General features: G+C 66.9%; 22 protein-coding genes. 11 read left to right on the plus strand and 11 right to left on the minus strand.

The genetic code is table 11. From position 1 onward, the window contains the following. Positions 1–36 precede the first annotated feature (36 nt). Positions 37–864: a nitrilase-related carbon-nitrogen hydrolase gene (locus QOD90_RS09000; RefSeq protein WP_526348784.1), complete on the minus strand. Its 828-nt coding sequence runs from the start codon at positions 862–864 to the stop codon at positions 37–39. 95 nt (positions 865–959) lie between these two features. On the opposite strand from QOD90_RS09000, the gene QOD90_RS09005 reads away from it, so the two are divergent. Continuing rightward, the gene (locus QOD90_RS09005; RefSeq protein ID WP_526348822.1) at positions 960–1,430 is read left to right on the plus strand and encodes an Rrf2 family transcriptional regulator; all 471 of its coding nucleotides are present in this window, start codon (positions 960–962) and stop codon (positions 1,428–1,430) included. Positions 1,431–1,469: 39 nt separating this feature from the next. On the opposite strand, the gene QOD90_RS09010 is transcribed toward QOD90_RS09005, so the two are convergent. Continuing rightward, positions 1,470–2,090, minus strand: a complete 621-nt coding sequence (locus QOD90_RS09010) for a TetR/AcrR family transcriptional regulator (RefSeq protein ID WP_526348824.1) — start codon at positions 2,088–2,090, stop codon at positions 1,470–1,472. A gap of 101 nt (positions 2,091–2,191) precedes the next feature. Here QOD90_RS09010 and QOD90_RS09015 point away from each other — a divergent pair, with 101 nt between their 5' ends. After that, the gene (locus QOD90_RS09015) at positions 2,192–3,106 is read left to right on the plus strand and encodes an alpha/beta hydrolase (RefSeq protein WP_526348786.1); all 915 of its coding nucleotides are present in this window, start codon (positions 2,192–2,194) and stop codon (positions 3,104–3,106) included. Further along, complete coding sequence (locus QOD90_RS09020; protein ID WP_526348788.1) at positions 3,093–3,749, plus strand: maleylpyruvate isomerase family mycothiol-dependent enzyme; 657 nt, start codon at positions 3,093–3,095, stop codon at positions 3,747–3,749. Before QOD90_RS09015 ends, QOD90_RS09020 begins: the two co-directional genes overlap by 14 nt. On the opposite strand, the gene QOD90_RS09025 is transcribed toward QOD90_RS09020, so the two are convergent. Beyond that, entirely contained in the window at positions 3,721–4,110 is a 390-nt protein-coding gene (locus QOD90_RS09025) for a VOC family protein (RefSeq protein WP_526348790.1), read from the minus strand. The genes QOD90_RS09020 and QOD90_RS09025 overlap by 29 nt on opposite strands. 55 nt (positions 4,111–4,165) lie before the next feature. Between QOD90_RS09025 and QOD90_RS09030 the strand changes: the two genes are divergently transcribed. Together QOD90_RS09030 and QOD90_RS09035 are read left to right on the plus strand one after the other, a co-directional pair. Beyond that, a complete protein-coding gene (locus QOD90_RS09030; RefSeq protein ID WP_526348792.1) occupies positions 4,166–5,179 on the plus strand; it encodes a nitronate monooxygenase in 1,014 nt (337 codons plus the stop codon). A gap of 157 nt (positions 5,180–5,336) precedes the next feature. Continuing rightward, positions 5,337–5,636, plus strand: a complete 300-nt coding sequence (locus QOD90_RS09035) for a hypothetical protein (protein ID WP_526348794.1) — start codon at positions 5,337–5,339, stop codon at positions 5,634–5,636. A gap of 36 nt (positions 5,637–5,672) precedes the next feature. Here QOD90_RS09035 and QOD90_RS09040 read toward each other — a convergent pair whose 3' ends face one another. Further along, on the minus strand, positions 5,673–6,569 hold the full coding sequence (locus QOD90_RS09040; protein WP_526348796.1) for a helix-turn-helix domain-containing protein: 897 nt from the start codon (positions 6,567–6,569) through the stop codon (positions 5,673–5,675). A gap of 102 nt (positions 6,570–6,671) precedes the next feature. Between QOD90_RS09040 and QOD90_RS09045 the strand changes: the two genes are divergently transcribed. Further along, positions 6,672–7,919 carry an MFS transporter gene (locus QOD90_RS09045; RefSeq protein ID WP_526348798.1) on the plus strand — a complete coding sequence of 416 codons (1,248 nt, stop codon included), beginning with the start codon at positions 6,672–6,674 and terminating at the stop codon, positions 7,917–7,919. Between the two features lie 66 nt (positions 7,920–7,985). Beyond that, positions 7,986–9,143, plus strand: a complete 1,158-nt coding sequence (locus QOD90_RS09050) for an alpha/beta hydrolase (RefSeq protein WP_526348800.1) — start codon at positions 7,986–7,988, stop codon at positions 9,141–9,143. Between the two features lie 14 nt (positions 9,144–9,157). Here QOD90_RS09050 and QOD90_RS09055 read toward each other — a convergent pair whose 3' ends face one another. From QOD90_RS09055 to QOD90_RS09065, 3 genes are read right to left on the minus strand one after another with little or no spacing between them, the layout of a single operon-like run. After that, a complete protein-coding gene (locus QOD90_RS09055) occupies positions 9,158–10,036 on the minus strand; it encodes a DUF4097 family beta strand repeat-containing protein (RefSeq protein ID WP_526348802.1) in 879 nt (292 codons plus the stop codon). 20 nt (positions 10,037–10,056) lie between these two features. Next, positions 10,057–10,701 carry a response regulator transcription factor gene (locus QOD90_RS09060; RefSeq protein ID WP_526348804.1) on the minus strand — a complete coding sequence of 215 codons (645 nt, stop codon included), beginning with the start codon at positions 10,699–10,701 and terminating at the stop codon, positions 10,057–10,059. Beyond that, a complete protein-coding gene (locus QOD90_RS09065; protein ID WP_526348806.1) occupies positions 10,689–12,002 on the minus strand; it encodes a sensor histidine kinase in 1,314 nt (437 codons plus the stop codon). Before QOD90_RS09065 ends, QOD90_RS09060 begins: the two co-directional genes overlap by 13 nt. A 162-nt stretch (positions 12,003–12,164) precedes the next feature. On the opposite strand from QOD90_RS09065, the gene QOD90_RS09070 reads away from it, so the two are divergent. Then, entirely contained in the window at positions 12,165–12,626 is a 462-nt protein-coding gene (locus QOD90_RS09070) for a DoxX family protein (RefSeq protein ID WP_526348808.1), read from the plus strand. Here the strand turns inward: QOD90_RS09070 and QOD90_RS09075 are convergent. Further along, on the minus strand, positions 12,595–13,008 hold the full coding sequence (locus QOD90_RS09075) for a VOC family protein (RefSeq protein ID WP_526348810.1): 414 nt from the start codon (positions 13,006–13,008) through the stop codon (positions 12,595–12,597). The genes QOD90_RS09070 and QOD90_RS09075 overlap by 32 nt on opposite strands. 77 nt (positions 13,009–13,085) lie before the next feature. Between QOD90_RS09075 and QOD90_RS09080 the strand changes: the two genes are divergently transcribed. After that, positions 13,086–13,967, plus strand: coding sequence for an LLM class flavin-dependent oxidoreductase (locus tag QOD90_RS09080; RefSeq protein ID WP_526348826.1), 882 nt, complete (start codon positions 13,086–13,088; stop codon positions 13,965–13,967). Positions 13,968–13,978: 11 nt separating this feature from the next. Here QOD90_RS09080 and QOD90_RS09085 read toward each other — a convergent pair whose 3' ends face one another. The 3 genes from QOD90_RS09085 to QOD90_RS09095 all read right to left on the minus strand — a co-directional run bounded on the left by QOD90_RS09085 (position 13,979) and on the right by QOD90_RS09095 (position 17,539). Further along, positions 13,979–15,187, minus strand: a complete 1,209-nt coding sequence (locus QOD90_RS09085; protein WP_526348812.1) for a DUF1501 domain-containing protein — start codon at positions 15,185–15,187, stop codon at positions 13,979–13,981. 13 nt (positions 15,188–15,200) lie between these two features. Continuing rightward, the gene (locus QOD90_RS09090; RefSeq protein ID WP_526348814.1) at positions 15,201–16,511 is read right to left on the minus strand and encodes a DUF1800 domain-containing protein; all 1,311 of its coding nucleotides are present in this window, start codon (positions 16,509–16,511) and stop codon (positions 15,201–15,203) included. Between the two features lie 131 nt (positions 16,512–16,642). Beyond that, entirely contained in the window at positions 16,643–17,539 is an 897-nt protein-coding gene (locus QOD90_RS09095) for a LysR family transcriptional regulator (protein ID WP_526348816.1), read from the minus strand. 96 nt (positions 17,540–17,635) lie between these two features. On the opposite strand from QOD90_RS09095, the gene QOD90_RS09100 reads away from it, so the two are divergent. Next, the gene (locus tag QOD90_RS09100) at positions 17,636–18,481 is read left to right on the plus strand and encodes an LLM class flavin-dependent oxidoreductase (RefSeq protein ID WP_526348818.1); all 846 of its coding nucleotides are present in this window, start codon (positions 17,636–17,638) and stop codon (positions 18,479–18,481) included. Continuing rightward, positions 18,481–19,248: a class I SAM-dependent methyltransferase gene (locus tag QOD90_RS09105; RefSeq protein WP_526348820.1), complete on the plus strand. Its 768-nt coding sequence runs from the start codon at positions 18,481–18,483 to the stop codon at positions 19,246–19,248. The genes QOD90_RS09100 and QOD90_RS09105 overlap by 1 nt, the downstream gene beginning before the upstream one ends. The last annotated feature ends 299 nt before the right edge of the window (positions 19,249–19,547 follow it).

The raw sequence follows: 19,547 nt of genomic DNA on the forward strand, positions 1-19,547 counted from the left end.
GCGGTGCCCGACTCGATACGGGCGATGATCGAGCGCTCAGTCGAGTAACCCAGCGCGGCGGTAGAGGTCCGTGCGCCGGTCGCCGTGGACGTCGTTGTTCTCGTTGAACCGTTTGATCCGCGATTCGGCCAGATCGATGTCGGCGGTGATGCGGCCCGCCGTGCGGTAGTCGGCGATCGCCATCGGGTAGCCGTCGGCGTCGGTGATCACGCTGCCGCCGACCCAGTCCTGACCGCGTTCGACCCCGGTTCGGTCGCAGACCGCGATCGGCATCCGGTTCATGCCTGCCCCCGCCAGGGCGCGCACCTGTTCGGTCGGGCGTTCGCCGTCGGGTCGGGGGAGCAGCGGCCAGTTCACGGGCGCGCACAACAGATCGGCGCCCTGCAGTGCCACCGCGCGCACCCACTCGGGGAATTCGATGTCGTAGCAGACCATCACGCCGAGGCGACCGTGGGCGGTGTCGACCAACAGTGGCAGGTCGTCGGCTCGGTCGAACACGGCGTTCTCGGTGTCCCACAGGTGTGCCTTGCGGTAGACACCGCGCAGTCCAGTCTCGTCGACGACGGCTGCGCTGTTGTAGACCTTGTCGCCCGCGGCCTCGGGGAACCCGGCGACGATGGTCAGGTCGAACGCCTCCGCAAGGTTGGCCCAATCGGTGATAGCGGGCCCGTCGCGGGTCTCGGCGAGCGATTCGAGTTCGGCGCGGTCGGCGAACACATAGCCCGAGGAGGCGAGTTCCGGCAGCACGACGATCTGCGCGCCGTCGCGGGCCGCCTCCTCGATCGCGGTCCTCGCGGTGGCTTGATTGCCAGTGGTGTCACCGATCGCCAAGGGGATCTGGCAGCAGGTGACGCGGGTAGTCATGTATTGATCGTGGACCATCCGGAGGGCAGGAGCGAAGCGACCCGGGAAATCGGTGATGCCGAGTTCGCAGCTAGGTCGGTGGCATGATTCGCTTCATGCGGATGTCGGCCAAGGCGGAGTATGCCGTCCGGGCCATGGTGCAACTGGCCACGGTCGCCGATGGCGCGCTCGTCAAGACCGATGATCTGGCCAAGGCCCAGGGCATCCCGCCGCAGTTTCTGGTCGACATTCTCTCCGACCTGCGCACCGACCGACTGGTCCGCAGCCACCGCGGCAGAGACGGCGGTTACACGCTGGCCAGGCCCGCCGCCGAGATCAGCATTGCCGACGTGCTGCGCTGCATCGACGGCCCGCTGGCCAGCGTCCGCGACATCGGACTCGGTGACCTTCCGTACTCAGGCCCGACGGTCGCGCTGACCGACGTCTGGCGGGCGCTGCGCGCCAGCATGCGGTCGGTGCTGGAGGAGACCAGCCTTGCCGACGTCGCGACGGGCGACCTCCCAGGTCACGTCGCCGCTCTCGCTGGTGACTATGTGGGCCAGGAGGAGGAGCGCGGCCACGGCTAACGCTGCCCCCGTATTCTCCCGCGAGCGCGCGCGCCCAAGCTACCGGCAGGCCGCCGCGATTCCCGCCAGCAGCATCCGCAGGCCCCGGTCGAAATCGTCCTCGACCGTCGTGGCCATCGCCACCTTGGACAGTCGTTCGACGTGGGGGAAGTCGGCGCCGGCCACCGCGCCGATCTTCGCGGCCGCCTCCGAGGCGTCACCGGTCAGTGGCCCGGCGAGCTCGGCCTGAGCCGACCCGATCACCAGAGCGAAGACGGCGTGGAAGGCGGCGAGCCGATCGCGGTCGGCCAGCTCGGCGCGCCCGAGCGCGACGATGAGGGCGTCGACGATCGCGAAGCCGGTCGCCGACGACATCCGGCGGGTCAGCACCAGGGGGATGGCGGCGGGGTGGGCGCGCACGCCGCGCCACATCTCGGTGGCGACGGCGTGGACGTCCTGGCGCCAATCTCGGCCCGGCGCAGGCACTGACACCTCGGCGACGACCGCGGCGACGACGAGTTCCTCGAGGCCTTCCTTGCCCGTCACGTAGTTGTACATGGTCATGGGGCCAGTGCCGAGCGCGCTGGCCAAGGACCGCATGCTGAGCGCGCTCAGGCCGGACTCGTCAACGATTCGCAGTGCAGCCGAGGCGATTTCGTCCCTGGTGAACCGTGCTCGCACCATCACCTGACCCTCCACCGACAGCGTCAACCCTTGACACGTACACCGTACCTGTTGCACTCTAGAAACAACACGTACACCGTACTTATCGAGGAGGCCACATGACAGGCGACGACGTCGCGGCGATACCGACCGAGCGCGTCGACCTCCAGTCCGGGGGAACGCGGTGCGCTGCGTGGCTGACCCTGCCGCCTGGCTCAGGAACGCATCCCGCGGTCGTGTTGGTGCACGGCCTCGGCGCCACCCACGACATGATGCTGGCGCAGTATGAGCAACACTTCGCCGCTGCAGGCATCGCCACGCTCGCGTTCGACTACCGACACACCGGAGAATCCGACGGGCAACCGCGGCAACGCATTTCGATGGCACGGCAACGCGCGGACGTCGTCGCTGCGCTGTCCTACCTGGCGACGCACACGGACGTCGATCCGAGCCGCGTCGGTCTGTGGGGCACCAGCCTCGGCGCCATGAACGTGCTCCGCGCGGCGGCTGGACGGTCCGACGTCGCTGCCGCGGTCGTCCAGTGCCCGATCGTGCACGGGCCAGGCGCGGCGCGCAGCCTGGGGATCCGAGGTCCGTTGAAGCTGACGCCTGCGATCGTCGAGGACGCGGTGCGTGGGTTGCTCCGACGCGGCCGTCGCTACGTACCGATCGTGGGACGCCGGGGAAGCGTCGCGATGGTGACGGCGCCCGGCGCACTGGACGGGTGGAACTCCACCGTGCCGCCGGGAGGAACGTTCGACAACCGCATCGCAGCGGCCGACGCGGTCGCCATGATCACCACGTCGGCGCTTCGAGACGCCCGACGCATCAGCGCGCCGTTGTTGGTCTGCGTGTGTGACCGCGAGAATTTGATGGATCCGAGGTATGCGGCACTGGCCGCGAAACGAGCGCCGCGCGGCCTCGCGAGGCACTACGATTCCGACCACTTCACGATCTACCACCCGCCGCTGCTGCACCGGGTGCTCGCCGATCAGACTGCATTCTTCGTGGAGCACCTCGATGTCGACGCGTGAACGGTTGCGGTCCAACGACCTTCGCTTCCTAACGGTCGCCGCGACGCTGCGTCCCGAGGAGTGGTCGGCGCAGAGTCTTTGCACCGACTGGACGAACCAAGAGGTGCTCGCCCACCTCGTGGTCGGCTACAGCTGCGCCGTCGGTGCCTTCGCCGCCGAGATGGGTCGCCACCGCGGCGCGTTCAACCGGGCCAACACCGCGCTGGCATGCGTCAACGCGTCCTCGCGCACACCCGCCGAACTGCTGGCCGATTTCGCGGAGTTCATCGAACGCCCGGTGGGCATCGGTCGGTACTTTCCCCGCCGGCTGCTGCTCGGCGACCACGTCACCCACGAACTCGACATCCTGCTGGCGGTTGACCGCCAGCCCACCATCGCCGACGATGCGCTCGTCGACGTGCTGACGACGCAGGTGTCGGTGCCCAATCCGTTCGTGCCCGCGTTCCGCAACAGTCGTGGGCTGCTGCTGGTTGCCACCGACGTCCATTGGACGCACGGCGCCGGGCCCGTCGTCGAAGGCCGGGCCGCGGACCTGGTGTCCGTGCTTGGCAACCGGCCGAGCGCGTTAGCCGCTCTCAGCGGTGACGGCCTTCCGACGTTGTCGGAGCGGGTACTCAGCCGCCGGAGCCGTACGGGCGGGTGATGATCTCGAGGTAGTGGCCGGCCGGATCCTGAAAGTACACGCCTCGACCGCCGTCGTGGTGATTGATCGCGTTGACGCCTTCGCCTCGCGGATCGGCCCAATGCTGTTGCCCGCGTTCCAGTATGCGGCCGTAGATGGCGTCGAAATCGGCCTCGTCGACCAGGAAGGCGTAGTGCTGCGGGTGGATCTCCTGATCGGGAGGCGCCTCGGCGAAGTCGAGGCTGGCGCCATGCTCGAGCGTGACGGCGAGGAAGGGGCCGAACTCCCTTGCGGGCGGGAGGCCGAAGAGTTCAGTGAAGTAGTTCGCCGACTCCGCGCGGTTCTTGGCAGCGACGATGGTGTGGTTGAAACTGATGCCCATGTCAATCCAGTGAACCACCGTTGGCACACCGGGCGCATCATTGCAGGATGTAGAGATGAGTTTCGACATTCGCTCGCTCGACAAACCCGTGATCGTCGCGCCGATGGCCGGAGGGCCGACGACACCCGAGCTCGCCGCGGCGGGATCCAACGCAGGGGGGCTCGGCTTCCTTGCCGCCGGATACCTGACCGCCGACGTCTTCGCCGAACGCATCACCGCGGCACGCAGCCTGACGACGGGTCCACTCGGGGTGAACCTCTTCGTCGTGCAGTCGAGCGCGGCTCGGCCCGAGGCCATCCAGCGGTACGCGCAGGCGCTTGGCGGCGAGTCGGAGCACTACGGTGTCCGCCTCGGGGAGGCGCGTTTCGATGACGACCACTGGTCGGCGAAGCTCGACGTGGTGATGGACCTCAAGCCGGAGGTGGTGTCGTTCACGTTCGGTCTGCCAGAGGCGGCCGACTGTGCCCGCCTCAGCGAGGCGGGCATCACGACGGTCGCCACGGTGACCACCCTGGCCGAAGCGGAGAAGGCCGTCGCGCGTGGCGTCGACGCCGTCGCCGTGCAGGGACCAGCGGCCGGTGGACACCGCGGCACACTCGATCCCGCGGCGCTGCCGCCGACACAACCGCTGGACCAGTTGCTGCGCACGACGACGATCGCACTCGACGTCCCAGTGATCGCGGCGGGCGGCTTGATGACGGCCGCCGACGTCGCCGACGTGTTGGTGTCGGGAGCGGTGGCAGCACAGCTGGGCACCGCCTGGCTGCTGGCGGACGAGGCGGGAAGCAGCCCGGTGCACCGCGCAGCGCTGCGTGATCCTCAGTTCACCGAGACGGTCGTCACCCGATGCTTCTCGGGTCGCTACGCGCGCGGCCTGCGCAACCGCTTCATCGACGACCACGACGCGCAGGCTCCGTTGGGGTACCCCGAGATTCACTATCTGACGAGTCCCGTTCGGGCGGCCTCGGTCCGGGCCGGCGATCCCCATGCCGTGAACATCTGGGCGGGCACCGGCTTTCAGAAGGCGACGTCGGGATCCGTGGCCGACATCATGGCCTCGCTGGTGTAATCGCTCCCCTCCGATCGACATTACCCGGGTGGGGGGTTATCCCCCACGAAGGTCTCCGGGAAACGCCATGGGAAGTCCCCCGACGAATCCATAGCGTCATTGGTGTCGAAATAACCGGGGCCGCAGTGGCTCCCAAGGAAAGAGGGAGATCCGCGTCATGAATGAGTACTTCATTCCGATATTGGCCGCCGGGGCGCTGACCGCGGCCGCGCTCGGGTTCGTCAGTGTCGCCAACGCCGCGCCAAGTGGGCCGTCGCACGTCGAGGACACGGTGCACACGCTGGAGGCCGCCGGCTACCACGTCATCCTGAACAGGACTGGGGCAGCGCCGCTTTCGGCGTGTTCCATCACCTCGGTTCAACCGCGTCAGACCTACTCCACCGTCGACTCGCGTGGTGGTTCCGCGCCCACCGAGACCGTCCTGGCGAAGACCGTGTACGTCGATCTGGCGTGCTGACAGTCCACGGATGACGGTTCCCACCGTGTTTGGTGATCAGGTGAGGCGCGGTGGTTGGTCAACGACGACCACTTCCGGTATTTGGTTCGCAGTCCACGAGGCCAGCAGGTCAAGGGCGTGGGCGGTCGGGGAGGCGGGTTCGGCCACGTACAGGGTCAGTGTCAGCCCCGGATCGGAGAGCATGTCCATGCTTTCGTAGGAAAGCTCGAGGTCGCCGACGACCTCGTGGTGAAACGTCTTCGCCCCTGCGCCGTGGTAGCGGACGTCATGAGCTCCCCATCGGCGGCGGAAGTCATCACTGCGGGTGGACAGTTCGCCGACGAGATCCTGTAGCAGGTTGTCGTGAGGGTCGCGGCCGGCCTCGGTGCGCAAAATGGCAACGCAAATGTCGGCGGCCTCGTCCCAGTGCGGGTAGAAGCCGCGCGAATCCTCGTGGAGGAAGGTGTAGCGGGCGAAGTTCGGCGGCCGGCTTGGATCGCTGTCGTACAGCGACGAATGCATGCCTCTGCCAAGATGGTTGACCGCGAGCAAGTCCATCCGCCCGTTGCGCACGATGGCTGGGGCCGTGAACTTGTCGAGAGCCCACTGCAAGCTGGCCCGCGGTTCCCAGCGTTTCGTCGGCCGCCGTCGCGGGCGCATGCCGGCGCTGGTGCCGTCGGCTGCGTGGGCGAGGTGGAACAGATGAGCCCGTTCGGCATCGTCGAGTTGCAGGGCCCGGGCAATCGCATCGAGGATCGACGCCGAAACTCCGGCCAGAGCGCCGCGTTCGAGCTTGCTGTAGTACTCGATGCTGACGCCGGCCAGCGACGCCACCTCGCCGCGGCGCAGTCCAGGTACCCGACGGTTTCCGAACTCGGGCACGCCCGCTTGTTGCGGGGTGATCTTGGCTCTGCGAGTCATCAGAAACTCGCGAACCTCGGCACGATTGTCCATGTCAACCACGGTACGAGGGCTTTCCTCCCCGTGGGATGCACTATCGATACACCCTTCGTCAGGAACTCCCAGCCCGGTCGATGGCGGTGTTCCCTCGAAGGCATGGACACCACGACGAGACACCCGGCGACGTTCCGCTCGGCGACGATGTCTCCGCCAGCGTCGACACGTCTGCCGTTCGTGACCTACGTCCTGGCCATCGGGACCTTCCTGATGGGAACCACGGAGTTCCTGGTTGCAGGGCTGTTGCCCGAGATCGCCAACGACCTCGACGTCACACCGGCACGCGCCGGCCTGCTCATCACCGTCTTCGCGATCGGCATGATCGTGGGAACACCGGGCATGGCGATCCTGACGTTGCGACTACCCCGGCGAACGACATTGACCCTGGCGTTGTTTGTGTTCGCCGTTGGTCATGTCATCGTCGCGCTGGGCTCGGGATTCGGACTGCTGCTGGCCGCGCGATTTCTCACCGCACTGGCCACCGGCGCGTTCTGGGCCGTCGCCGCTGTCGTGGCGTCGCGCGCTGCCGGGCCCGACGCTAGTTCACGCGCCCTCGGCGTCGTCCTCGGCGGCGGCATGCTCGCCAACGTCATCGGTGTTCCGCTCGGCGCCTTCGCCGGTCAGCTGATCGGATGGCGCGGCCCATTCTGGGTGCTGGCCGGTCTCGCAGCGGTGGCCGCAGCCCTCATCGTGCGGTACGTGCCCCGTGACGACCCCAATCGAGCCCGGCCCTCGGTGCGCTCGGAGTTCGTCAGCCTGCGTTCACGGCAACTGTGGCTGGTGCTGCTCTCGGCCACCATGATCATGGGCGGCACGCTGGCCACCTACAGCTACATCGCGCCGCTGTTGACGAATCGGTCCGGTGTGCCCGCCAACCTAGTGCCGCTGGCGTTGGTGGGATTCGGAATCGGCGCGTTGATTGGATCCTTCCTGGGCGGCCATCTCGGCGACACCCGTCCGTATGCCAGCACGTTGATCGCAGCGGCCGGAACCGCAGCCATCCTGCTCGCCGTCTGCCTGGTGTCTGACCGGACGTGGCCGACGGTCCTCCTCGTCGCTCTGCTGGGGCTTACCTCCATGACCGTCAACCCCATCCTCATCGCCCTGGCGGTTCGCTTCGCCAAACGAGCGCCGACCCTTGCGTCGGCGCTGAGCACCTCGGCGTTCAACCTCGGCACCGCCGTCGGATCCTGGATCGCCGGCCGTGCCCTTGAATCTTCCGTTCGCGAGCTCGGGCCGCCCATCGTCGGCACGTCCGTTGCCGCGCTGACGCTAATACCGCTCGCGGCACTGGCATACGCGCATCGGCGCGAGCCCGAAACTCCTCGCGACGGGGGCAAGGGATGAGCCGTTAGTTCCAGTCCCCAACGAAGCCGAAACATTCTCGCCAACAACCATGTAGGGAGATCAACCATGAACCCGATCATTGATGCCGCCGATCCGGCGGGTATGCGAGCCGCGGGACGGCACCACAGCCGCCGTGGCTTGATCAAGCTGGCCGGTGGCGCCGCTGCGCTCGGCATTCTGGTGGCCGGATGCGTTCCGTCCGAACGCAATACAGCGACTACGGCACCGTCGCCGGCTCAGCCGGTGACGAGCCTGGCGGCGGGGGATACGTCCAACGGAGCGGACAACTTCTACACCAGCGACCGTGTGACCGTTCAGAAGGTCACTTTCAAGAACCAGTACCAGATGAACGTGACCGGCAATCTGTTCGTCCCCAACGACCTGGACCGCAATGTCAAGAATGCGGCAATGGTCGTCGGGCATCCGATGGGAGCGGTCAAGGAGCAAAGCGCCAACCTCTATGCCACGAAGTTGGCCGAACAAGGGTTCGTCACCATGTCGCTGGACCTGTCGTTCTGGGGCGAGAGCGACGGTCAGCCGCGCAACCTGGTGGCACCCGAGATCTACACCGAAGACTTCAGTGCCGCCGTGGATTACCTGCGAACCCAATCGTTCGTCGACACCGAACGGATCGGTGCACTCGGCATCTGTGGCAGCGGAAGCTTCGTCATCAGCGCCGCCAAGATCGACCCGCGCATCAAGGCCGTCGCCACGGTGAGCATGTACGACATGGGCGGCGTCAACCGCAACGGCTTGCGCCATTCGCTCACTCCCGAACAGCGCCAAAACGCCCTCGCTCAGGCCGCTCGGCAGCGTGATGTCGAATTCGCCGGAGGAGAAACCGAATACACCAGCGGAACACCCGAAGAGATCAATGATCAGTCGACGCCGATCGAACGCGAGTTCTACGACTTCTACCGCACGGCCCGAGGGCACAGCCCCGATACGACCACGCATCCAACGTTGAGCAGCAACGCGCGATTCATGAACTTCTACCCGTTGGAAGACATCGAGACGATCTCCCCGCGTCCCATGCTCTTCATCACCGGCGACCAAGCCCATTCCCGCGAATTCAGCGAAGCGGCCTACCAGCTCGCCGCCGAACCCAAGCAATTGGTGATCGTGCCCGGTGCCGGTCACGTGGACCTCTACGATCGCGTCAACCTCATTCCCTTCGACACGTTGACCACGTTCTTCCAACATGGCCTGACTGCGCAGAAGTGATCAAAGGGGCGGCGTCACCAATGTCGGCCGGTGTCGACCGCGACGTTGCCGTCGGTGGATCGCACCGTCACCTCGGAGACGGCCCGCGCCGGATCGGTGGTCTCGGGCACCCGAATCGAGGTGGCGTTGTCGGACTGCGCCCTAACGAGGTACGGCCCCGTCGGCGGAAGCGTGATTGCGACGTCGCCGTCGCGGGTCGTTGCCTCGATCTTGCGTGGGGGAGCCGCGGCGAACGCCACGGCGACGTTGCCGTCCACGGATTGCGCGACGAAGGACTCGGTGACCGATAGCGGCTTTCGTGAGGCGACGTTGCCGTCACGCGTGGTGACCTCGACGACGTGTGCGGCGCCGTTCAGCACGATGTCGCCGTCGGTACTGTCCGCGACCAACCGATCGAGGTCGGCGTCGACCATCAAGGTGCCGTCCTCCTGTTGGGTGGTGAGGGACAAGGCCGTCGCCAACTTCGGTGGCAGGGTGACGGTGACGTCGCCGGCCTGCGAAAAGTCCATGAAGTCACCGGAATCGGGGGTGACGTGGATTCGCGTCTCGCCCGCGACGGTGGTGATCTCCAGACGCTGCTGAACGCCTCGCGTCGAGGTCAGCGTGCGCAGGTCGACGCGTGGCGTGGTGGCCTTCGGATCGGACGTCACGTGGACCGTCACGTCGGAGGCGTCGATCACCAGCGATCGCATGCCCTGCGGCAGGTCCTTGCGGTCATTGTTCACGCGCAGCGAGGTGATACCCAATGCCGACACGCCGAGTGTGACGATGCAGCCGAGCACCAACGCCGACGCGGCGATGACGAGGACGGCCCGCAGCGCGGTGCGACCGCCCGGGGAGAGCGGCGGGGGAGCGGCGGTCGGCGGGGCTGGTGGGGGAGCGATGGTGGTCATGACGAAAACCCTTTCGCGGTTCAGGATTCGAGGTATCGAAGGACGGCGAGGACGCGGCGGTTCTCGCTCTCATCGGGGGTCAGGTTCAATTTGGTGAAGATCGACGCGATGTGTTTCTCGGCGGATCCGACGGAGACGTGGAGTGCGCCCGCGATGGCGGAGTTCGCCCGTCCCTCAGCCATCAGCTGGAGCACTTCGAGCTCGCGAGGGGTGAGTGCGTCGAGGGTGGCCCGCTGCCGAGATCGGACGAGGATCTGCGAGACCACTTCCGGGTCGAGCACGGTGCCACCGTCGCCGACGACCTGGACCGTGTCCAGGAATGACGGCACATCGGCCACCCGGTCCTTGAGTAAGTAGCCGAATCCCTTGTTGTCCGAGGTGATCAGGTCGACGGCGTAGCGCTCCTCGACGTAGTGCGAGAGGACGAGCACCGGCGACTCGGGGTTCTGGCTGCGCAGTAGCGCTGCGGCGCGAATGCCCTCGTCGGTGAACGTCGGTGGCATTCGGACGTCGAGGATTGCCAGGTCCGGCCGGAGCTCGTTGACGATGCGCAGCAGGTCGGTGGCATCGGACACGCCGGCCACCACGTCATGCCCAGCATCGGTCAGGATGCGCTCGATGCCTGCCCGCAGGAGCGCCGAGTCTTCGGCGATCACGATGCGCATGGCAGCACCGCTGTCACGATGGTGGAGCCCGTCCCTGGGCTGGACACCTCGAAGGTGCCCCGCGCCGCCCGCACGCGTTCCCCGAGGCCACGCAAACCCGTGGCGTCGTCGTCCGCGTTGACGGTCGCGCCGCCAACGCCATCGTCGAACACCGAGACGTGCAGCGCCTCGGCGGCCTCGTCGAACCGGACCGTGACGACGGCTTGGGAGGCTCGCGCGTGTTTGGCCACGTTGGTCAGCGCCTCGGCGACGACGAAGTACGCGACCGACTCGACCTCGTCGGGAAGTCGTCGTGGCAGGTAGACGTTCAATGACGTTGGCACGCCGGACGTGTCGATGCGCTGCACCACCGAGGAAAGGGCGGCATCGAGGCCGCGGTCGGCCAGGATGGTCGGCGCGATGCCCCGCACGACGTTGCGCAGTTCGACCAGTGCGCTCTTGGCGTCGTCGTGCGCCTCACCGATGAGCTTCTTGGCTTGCGGCAGGTCGGTGTCGAGCTTGGTTTGCGCCAGGCCGATCGTCATGGCCAGTGAGACCAGTCGCGGTTGCACGCTGTCGTGTAGGTCGCGCTCGATGCGGTGCCGCTCGGTCTGCGCCGAGGACACGGCGCCCTGGCGCGCATCGGTCAGTGCGCTGACCTCGTGCTGAAGGGCAGCCGTCGCCGATGGCGGGAGAAGCCAACGGTCGATGGATGCATCGAGCGCAGGGGCGAAGATCACGATGGCGACGGTGGCGACGACCGCGACCAGCGCCAAGAGCCACGCCAGCGGCGGCGAGACGAACCACAGGCCGGCCTCGGCGTCGCTCCGTTGGATCGCCATTGCGACGGCGGGGCCGGCGAAGGCAAATACGATGAGCGCGAACGCAATGCCGGTCGCGAGGATGTCGTAGGTCAGGCGCAGGTAGTGGTGGGCGGCGGCCTTCCAGAACCGGGCGCTGCTGACGTCGAGCCACAATTGATGCGACCAGCGCTGGAAACCGGTGTACGGAGACATCTTTCGTGGCGGTACCGGGATTCCGAAGCCGAAGACGGCCTCACTGCGGATGCGTTCCACCCACTCGACGCCGCGCATCAGGTAGACGAACACGACGGCGGACAGGATGAATCCGATGACCGAGGGGATCGAGGAGATGCCGACGATCAGGATCGTCAGCGGAATCCAGAACCACACCATGCCGATGGCCGCTCCGGTCAACATCGAGGCGGAAGGCACCACCCCGATCCGGCGTATCCGGACGGAGTCGTCCTGGCGGGGCAGCGGTTCATCGAGGGGCGCTTCATCGAGGGTCATTGAAACCATGCCTTCAACCTAGGGAGTCGTGTCCACTGCCGGTATGGCGTTTTCCCGAGACGTAGGTGGGGGATAACCCCCCCATCCGGCTGAGGAGTGGCGGGCGATGAGTTTTTGGGCCGCGAGGTGTCTGTCCCGGTACCAGAACAATTCCGACCCGAGGAGCGTGCCATGAACGTCGAAGCCAGCGAATTGAACCCATCGGCCCCAACGATCCGCCGCGGTCGGCTTGGCGGGAAGGTCGGCGTCGTGATCAGCGTGCTGGTCGGGGCCTTCCTGGTCTTCGACGTCGCAGGCAAGCTTGCCGGCGTGCCGCAGGTGAAGGAGGGCACGGCAGCGCTCGGCTTTCCCGCGGGCCAGGCGCTCGTCATGGGCATCGTGCTCGCAGTCTGCGTCGTGGTGTATGCGATCCCGCGCACCGCGGTGCTCGGGGCACTTGGGATCACGGCGTATCTCGGCGGCGCCGTGACGGCCAACATGCGGGTCGAGGCGCCGCTGTTCAGCAGCATCCTGTTCGCCGTCTATCTCGGCGTGCTGATGTGGGTCGGCATGGTGCTGCGCCGTCCTGAGCTTCTGAAGGTGGCGGGCCTCGTTGGGCGGACTACTTCGGAGCCATCAGCTCCAAGGCGATGAAGTCGGGGTCCCGGAACTCGAGGATGTAGCCGTGGCCAATGTCCTTCACCGGTTCGTGTGCGACGCCGAGACTGTCGAGATGTGCTGATGCCGCGTCCAATTCAGACTTGCTCGCCACCTTGAGACACAGGTGATCCAGTCCAACCCGATCCTCGTCGAAACTGTCGTCGGCGACGGGCCGCAGTCCGATCAACGCCTCGCCGATGTCGTAGATGACGCCGCCGAACAGAAAGCTCAACTGCTCGCGGGTCGCGTCGTCGGCGTCATCGGGCACTTCGAGCAGGACGGGCCAGCCGAACACGGATTCGTAGAACTCGCGGGACCGGCCAATGTCGGTGACCGTGAGTCGGACGTGGGCCACTGCGTTCGCGCTGATTGCCATGGCCCCATGCTGCCAGGTGTGCCGATGGCCTGATGCGGCGCGCACCCGCATGCCAGAATCCGGTCGTGCGCATTGGAATGACCCTGCCGGTGATGGAACCCGACCTCGACGCCACCGTGCTGAAGGCGTGGGCGCGCGTCGTCGACGACGGCCCGTTCAGCTCGCTGTGCTGGGGTGAGCGCATCGCCTTCGGCAATCCCGACTCCTTGACGCTGCTCGGCGCGCTCTCCGCGTGGACCGACCGGGTTCGGTTGGTGACGACGGTGATCGTCCCGCAGCTGCACGACCCGGTGATGCTCGCCAAGGGCCTCGCCACTGGCGACATGCTCAGCGGCGGACGCCTGACGGTCGGCATCGGTGTCGGTGGCCGCAAGGAGGACTACGACGCGGTCGGCGCCGACGTGTCGACCCAGACGATGCGCGCGATGGCGGAGCGCGTCGCCATCATGAAGCGAGTATGGGCGGGGGAGAAGGTGACCGAGTCAGTGCTTCCCGTGGGACCTCAGCCGGTGCAGCCGGGTGGCCCCTCGCTGATGGTCGGGACCATCGGCCCCAAGACGGTTCGAAGCGCCGCGGCGTGGGCCGACGGGATGGCGGGGACCACGCTCGACCTCGACGTCGCCAAGCAGAACGAGCTGTTCGATGTCGCCCGAGTCGCGTGGCGCGAGGCCGGCAGGCCGAAGCCCCATCTGGCCACGTCCTTCTGGTTCGCCATCGGCGACGGCGACGAGCCGCGCGCCCAGGTGCATCGCCACTTGCGTCGCTACATGAACTGGATCCCCGCCGAATACGTCGACGCGATGGCACCGACGACGGGGTGGGCGGGTGCCGAAGGCGAGCTGCTCGACGTGCTGCGCGGGTTCGAAGCCATCGGCACCGACGAGATTCACCTCATTCCGACGAGCTCGGACATCGAGCAACTGCGCAGAGTCGCCGACGTGGCCAAGGAGTTCGCGTAACGGGCTGCGGCTCAGAGGAACCCGACATTGCGGCGGCCCGGACCGACCGACGGGGTGGGGTCGGTCTTCAGGACACCGCTCAACAGCTCGTGGTAGATGTCGCGGAAGTCGGTCGTGGACTTGAGGTCTCCGTCGTTGAGGTCGGTGAGGCTCGGTTCGTCGCCGTAGAAGCCACCCTTCACGGGTGTGCCCGCGATGAAGGTGGGTCCGGCGGCGCCGTGGTCGGTGCCCTGTGCGGAGTTGGCTCTGACGCGGCGTCCGAACTCCGAATAGATCATGACGACGAGGTTCTTGCCATGCTCGCCTGTTTGGACGTCGCGCAGGAAGGCGGTGACGGCCTTGTCGACGATCTGGAGTAGATCCTGGTGAGTGCCGCGCTCGTCGGCGTGGGTGTCGAAGCCACCGAAACTCACCATGTAGACCCGGGTGGGCACCGCGGCCTTGACGCACCGGGAGACCAGGTCAAGCTGAGCCTCAAGGGAATCCGCGTCCGCGTCCTTGGCGGCCGTGGCCGCGTCGAGGCCCCTGAGTACTCTGCCGAACTCGGGCTCGGTGATCTTGCTCGCTCGGTAGGTCCGGCGGATCGCGGACATCTCGGCGGTGTCGCGGGGATCGTCGCCGCTCAGCGCGGTGAGGGTCGACATGGTCGCGTCCGGGATGCCAGGGAACCACCCGGACATCGCCGATGCGACCTGCTTCTCGCCGATCGACATGAGCGGCATCGCGCCGCCGAGGTTCACCGCACGCAAGGGGTCGTCGCCGCTGACGTCGAGCCAGCGACCAATCCAGCCGGACGGCACCGGCTCCTTCGGTGAGGCCGTCTGCCAAATGTCCATCGACCGGAAGTGGCTTCGATCGGGATTCGGGTAGCCCACTCCCCGCACGATGGCCAGGCTACGGTCCTTCCACATTTCGGACAGGCCCGTCAGCGCAGGATTCAGGCCGAGTTGCCCGTCGAGCGGCAGGACGTCCTCTGGCTGGTAGGCCAGTTCGGGCCGGGCATCGTGGTAGGCGTTGTCGGTGTGGGGGATGACGGTGTTGATGCCGTCGTTGCCGCCGTAGAGGGTGAGGATGACCAGAATCCCGCTCCCGTCGGGCAATGGTCGATCGCGCGCGGCGTCGAGCATGTCGGGAAGGGTGAGTGCGACGGCCCCTGACAGCAGCCCCGCGGTCCCGATGCCGCCGGCGATCAGTAGCTTTCGACGGTTGAACTCTGCCATTGTGCGAAACCCCCTATGCCGTAAGGTATTCGGGGGTGTTGACCGCAGCCGCAACGATTCGCTTGGGATCGTCGACGAGGTCCTTGAGTGCAGCGGCAGTCCGATCGGTCCACGAGCCGACGCCGATCAGGTAGCCGACGGCGTCGATGCGGTCGCCCTTGGCGGCGTCCTCGACGGTCGACAGGTCACCGACTGTGACGAACTTGTTGGCCGCCCACACTCGCGCCGCGGTGCTCGTCGTCGACAGCCACGCCTGACCACGCGGCCAACCATTCACGTTGGGTGGAAAGAACGGACGCTGCGCCATCATGGCGAGCGCCACCAGCACCGCCTCGCGCAACACGGAGTCATCGATGGACACCTTGAGCGAACGAATCACGCCAACCATCCATTCAATGGGTGCCGTCACGATGGTGCCCGTGCTCGTCGCGAACTCCGGATCCAACAGGATCGCCTTCGTCAATGCCTTGAGGTCCCGGCCAGGGCCGTACGCACCGACCAGTCGGTCGAGCACCGCCGGCGACGGCGGACTGTCGGACGCCAGTTGCCGCCACAATCTCGTAGCGATGAATGGCGCGGACAAGGGCTGACTGAGAACCACGTCGCAGAAGGAATTGTGGTCGAGATCGCCTGTGTAGCCAAGGATCGTCTTGACGTTCGAGTCGTGCCGCTCCCATTTCACCTGGGTCTCCCCGTCGGGTCCGATGCCCCATCCGGTGAGTGCCCGGGCGCCCTCCCGCACGTCCATCTCGGAGTAACCGTTCCCATGCCCGAGGGCGAACAGTTCCATGAACTCCCGCGAGAGATTCTCATTCGCACTGTTCGAGTCGTTGCTGAAGCCGTCGAGCCAGTACAACATCGCGGCATCGCTCAGCATCGCGAAGGCCAGGGTGCGGAAGTCGCCGAGCTTGAGGGTGCGCAACGTCTGGTTCTGCGCACTCATCCACACGGCGAACGGAACCTTCTGCGCTGACGTCGCGAAGTGGTCGTGCCACACCAGGGTCAGTTTCTCGTGAATCGGCTCTTGGACGGCCACCATCCGTTGTAGCCACCACGCGGTGAGATCGTGCATCTGCTGGGTGAGTTCCGCTCCGAGCGCCTTCAATTCGGCGGCGGACGAGCCACCGGTCGGCGGTGTGACCGGGATCGGACGTGGGGTGGCTACGGCGCCAGGATCGGCGTCGGGGTCGAGGCCGAGCACGGTATCGAGATACACCGACCAGTCCTGCTTGGCCACGGCGTCGATCTGCGGTCCGCTAGCGCCGAAACCGGCCCGTCGTAGCAGACGCGCAGCGCCTTGCCACTGCGTCGATTGTCCGGACACTTACCGCCAGCCCATCCTCCCCGATCGGAACTGGCGCGCGTCCCCCGACGGCGCCATTCGGGTCCAGCGTAGCCCGAGGAGCACGAAGGGCAACGGAAACAGCAAACTTCCTGGTCGGGCGGCGGTCGCCGTCACGCGGGCTTGGCGAGGTGGCCCGTGACGTCGACGGCGATTTCGATGGCGCGTGCCGCTAGCGGGGAGTGGGTGCGGTTTGCCTGCCACAGCAGGAAGATCTCCCGCGGCGGAAGTATGGGCCGAAGCTCGTGGGTGCACAGCAAATCATCGGAGCCGAGGTCGGCACTCTGGATGGCGAGTTGCGGCAGTATCGCCGAACCCAGGCCGGCGCGCACCATCGACAGCACTGTTTCGTTGCCCGCGGTGCGGAACACGATCCGCGGCTGCACGCCGTGCCGGGCGAGTGCCTGTTCGACCCTGGCCTGGTCGCAGATCGGTGGATGCGCCACCATCGGCGCACCGTCGAGCTGGGCCAGGCGCACCGCGCCCTCGGGGAAGGCGCCGCGGAGTGCCACCAGCAGGTAGGGATCGTCGAGCAGTTTGAGGTGTTCGACGTCGCGATCGCCGCGGCCGTCGAAGAACATCAGGTCGAGGTCGTGGAGCTCTGGCTGGTCGGTCTCATCCTCGAACAGCCGGATGTCGCAGCCGGGGTGCTCATCGCGAAGCCTGCTCACGACCAGCGGCAGGATCACGTTGGACACGCTCTGGAAGGTGCCGATGTCGACGCGGCCGTCGCCTGCCTTGAACCGGTCGACGGCCGCTGCCATGGCCTCGGCGCTGGCCAGCAGGGCGCGACCGTGGGTCAGCACCACGGCGCCGAGCGGGGTGATCCGCACCGGTTTCGGCCCGCCAGGCCGGTCGAACACGGCACCGCCGACGGCTTTCTCCAAGGCCGCGATCTGCTGACTGACCGTCGACTGGGTGTAACCGAGCCGGGCGGCGGCCCGCCCGAACGAGCCCTCGTCGGCGACGGCGGCCATCGCGGTGAGATGCCGCAGTTCAACATCGGACATGAGGGCGACGATAGCCGATTTTCATTGGCCAGCCCGATTGATTCAATCGAAAACCATCGCTTTTGTAGATGTTCAAGTTCGCCTAGCGTGGCCTTCATGCCCAACCTTCCCAACGGCGAGTCACTGGTCGAGACGCGTTTGCGGTCGGCGCTCTGGCTGCCGATCTTCGACGATCTCGCCGAACCGGCGGTGGTCGCGCGGTTGGCCGCCGAGGCGGAGGAGGCCGGCTGGGACGGCGTGTTCGTGTGGGACCACGTGCGCTGGCGGGCGCCCGTCCAGCGGGTGGCCGACCCGTGGATCACGCTGGCCGCGATCGCCACCGCCACCGAACGCCTTCGGTTCGGCCCGATGGTCACCCCCCTTGCCCGCCGACGACCGGCGAAGGTCGCCAGGGAAACCGCGACGTTGGACAGACTCAGCGGCGGTCGCCTGACCCTCGGCGTCGGTCTCGGCAGCGACCGCTTCGCCGACGAGTTGTGCGCGACCGGCGAGGAACTCGACGATCGGCTGCGGGGTCAGATGCTCGACGAATCGCTGGAGATTCTCGCTGCCGCATGGTCCGGTAGACCGGTGCACCATCACAGCCAGCACTACACCGTCGACGGCATCTCGTTCCTTCCTCGACCGGTTCAACGCCCCGGCGTGCCGGTGTGGGTGGCGGGTTCGGCGGGCCGCGTCAAACCGCTGCGCCGCGCGGCGCGGTACGACGGTTTCGTCCCGGTCAACCTCGAACACCCAGACGAGCTGGCCGACATCGTCGCGGCCATCGACGATCTGCGGCAACGAGAGACGACCCGGTACGACGTCGCCGTCGGCCTCCCGCCTGGAGTGGATACGGCGCCCTACGCCAAGGCGGGTGCCACCTGGTGGCTGGCGGAATTCGCGCCGGAAACGGTATCGCTGGATCAGGTCCGGGGCGTCCTACGAGACGGGCCGGCCTGATGTCCGAGATGTTCGACTACGACGCCGAATTGCGCCTGCACAACGAACTCCTTCGCGCCGCTGCCCGCGTCGGACCCGGTGACCATGTGCTCGACATCGGTTGCGGCACAGGGCAGTCCACGCGGGAGGCGGCCCGCGTTGCCGTCGCCGGAAGTGTGCTCGGCGTCGACGTCTCCGCGCCAATGCTGGAGCGGGCCCGTCAGCTCAGCGCCGACGAGGGACTGTCCAACAGCACCTTCCAGGAGGCGGACGCTCAGGTTCACCCCTTCGCGCCGACGCATTTCGACCTCTGCCTCAGCAGGTTCGGCACGATGTTCTTCGCCGACCCCGTCGCCGCCTTCACCAACATCGGGCGCGCGCTTCGTCCCGAGGCGCGCATGGTGCTGCTGGTCTGGCAAGAGCGCGACCGCAACGAATGGGCCACCGCGATCCGGCAGACCCTGCCCGGCACCACGGCCGCGCCCAGCGGTCCGAACGCCTTCTCACTCGCCGATCCCGCCGTCACGGAAGGCATTCTGACGGCGGCCGGCTTCGCGGAAGTCAGCTTCACCGACGTGCACGAACCCGTCTACTACGGCCCGGACGGCGCCACCGCCTGCGATGCCGTGCTCCGCCTGCTGAAGTTCGAAGACCAGCTCGCCACCCTCGACGCGGTGGCGGCAGAGCAGGCACGCACGCGGCTACGCGCCACCCTCGACGCCCACGACACCGGCGACGGCGTGTACTTCGACTCGCGTGCCTGGCTTGTCACTGCGCGACGGCAGTGAGCGGTTGCCGAGGCCGCCGGTGAAATGGTCGAAATGACTGTCTGACAGTCACGGTCGAAGTAGCTTCCGGTCATGCCGCTGCACTATGTCGATCCGTACAAGAAACACAGCCGCTGGTATACGGCGCTAGAGGCTTTCGGGCGTGCCCGCCCTGGACAGTTCTGGGGGCACCATTTAGGCCCTCGCGTAGACCCGTGGTTGTACCGCAAAACCGGCGGTCGCTACCCCTCGATCCTCGGCGGCGTGTCAACAGCTCCGTTGGTGACTACAGGTGCGAAGTCCGGTCAACGGCGAGAGAA

This window comes from Mycobacterium sp., from assembly GCF_032161845.1.
Taxonomy (GTDB): domain Bacteria; phylum Actinomycetota; class Actinomycetes; order Mycobacteriales; family Mycobacteriaceae; genus Mycobacterium.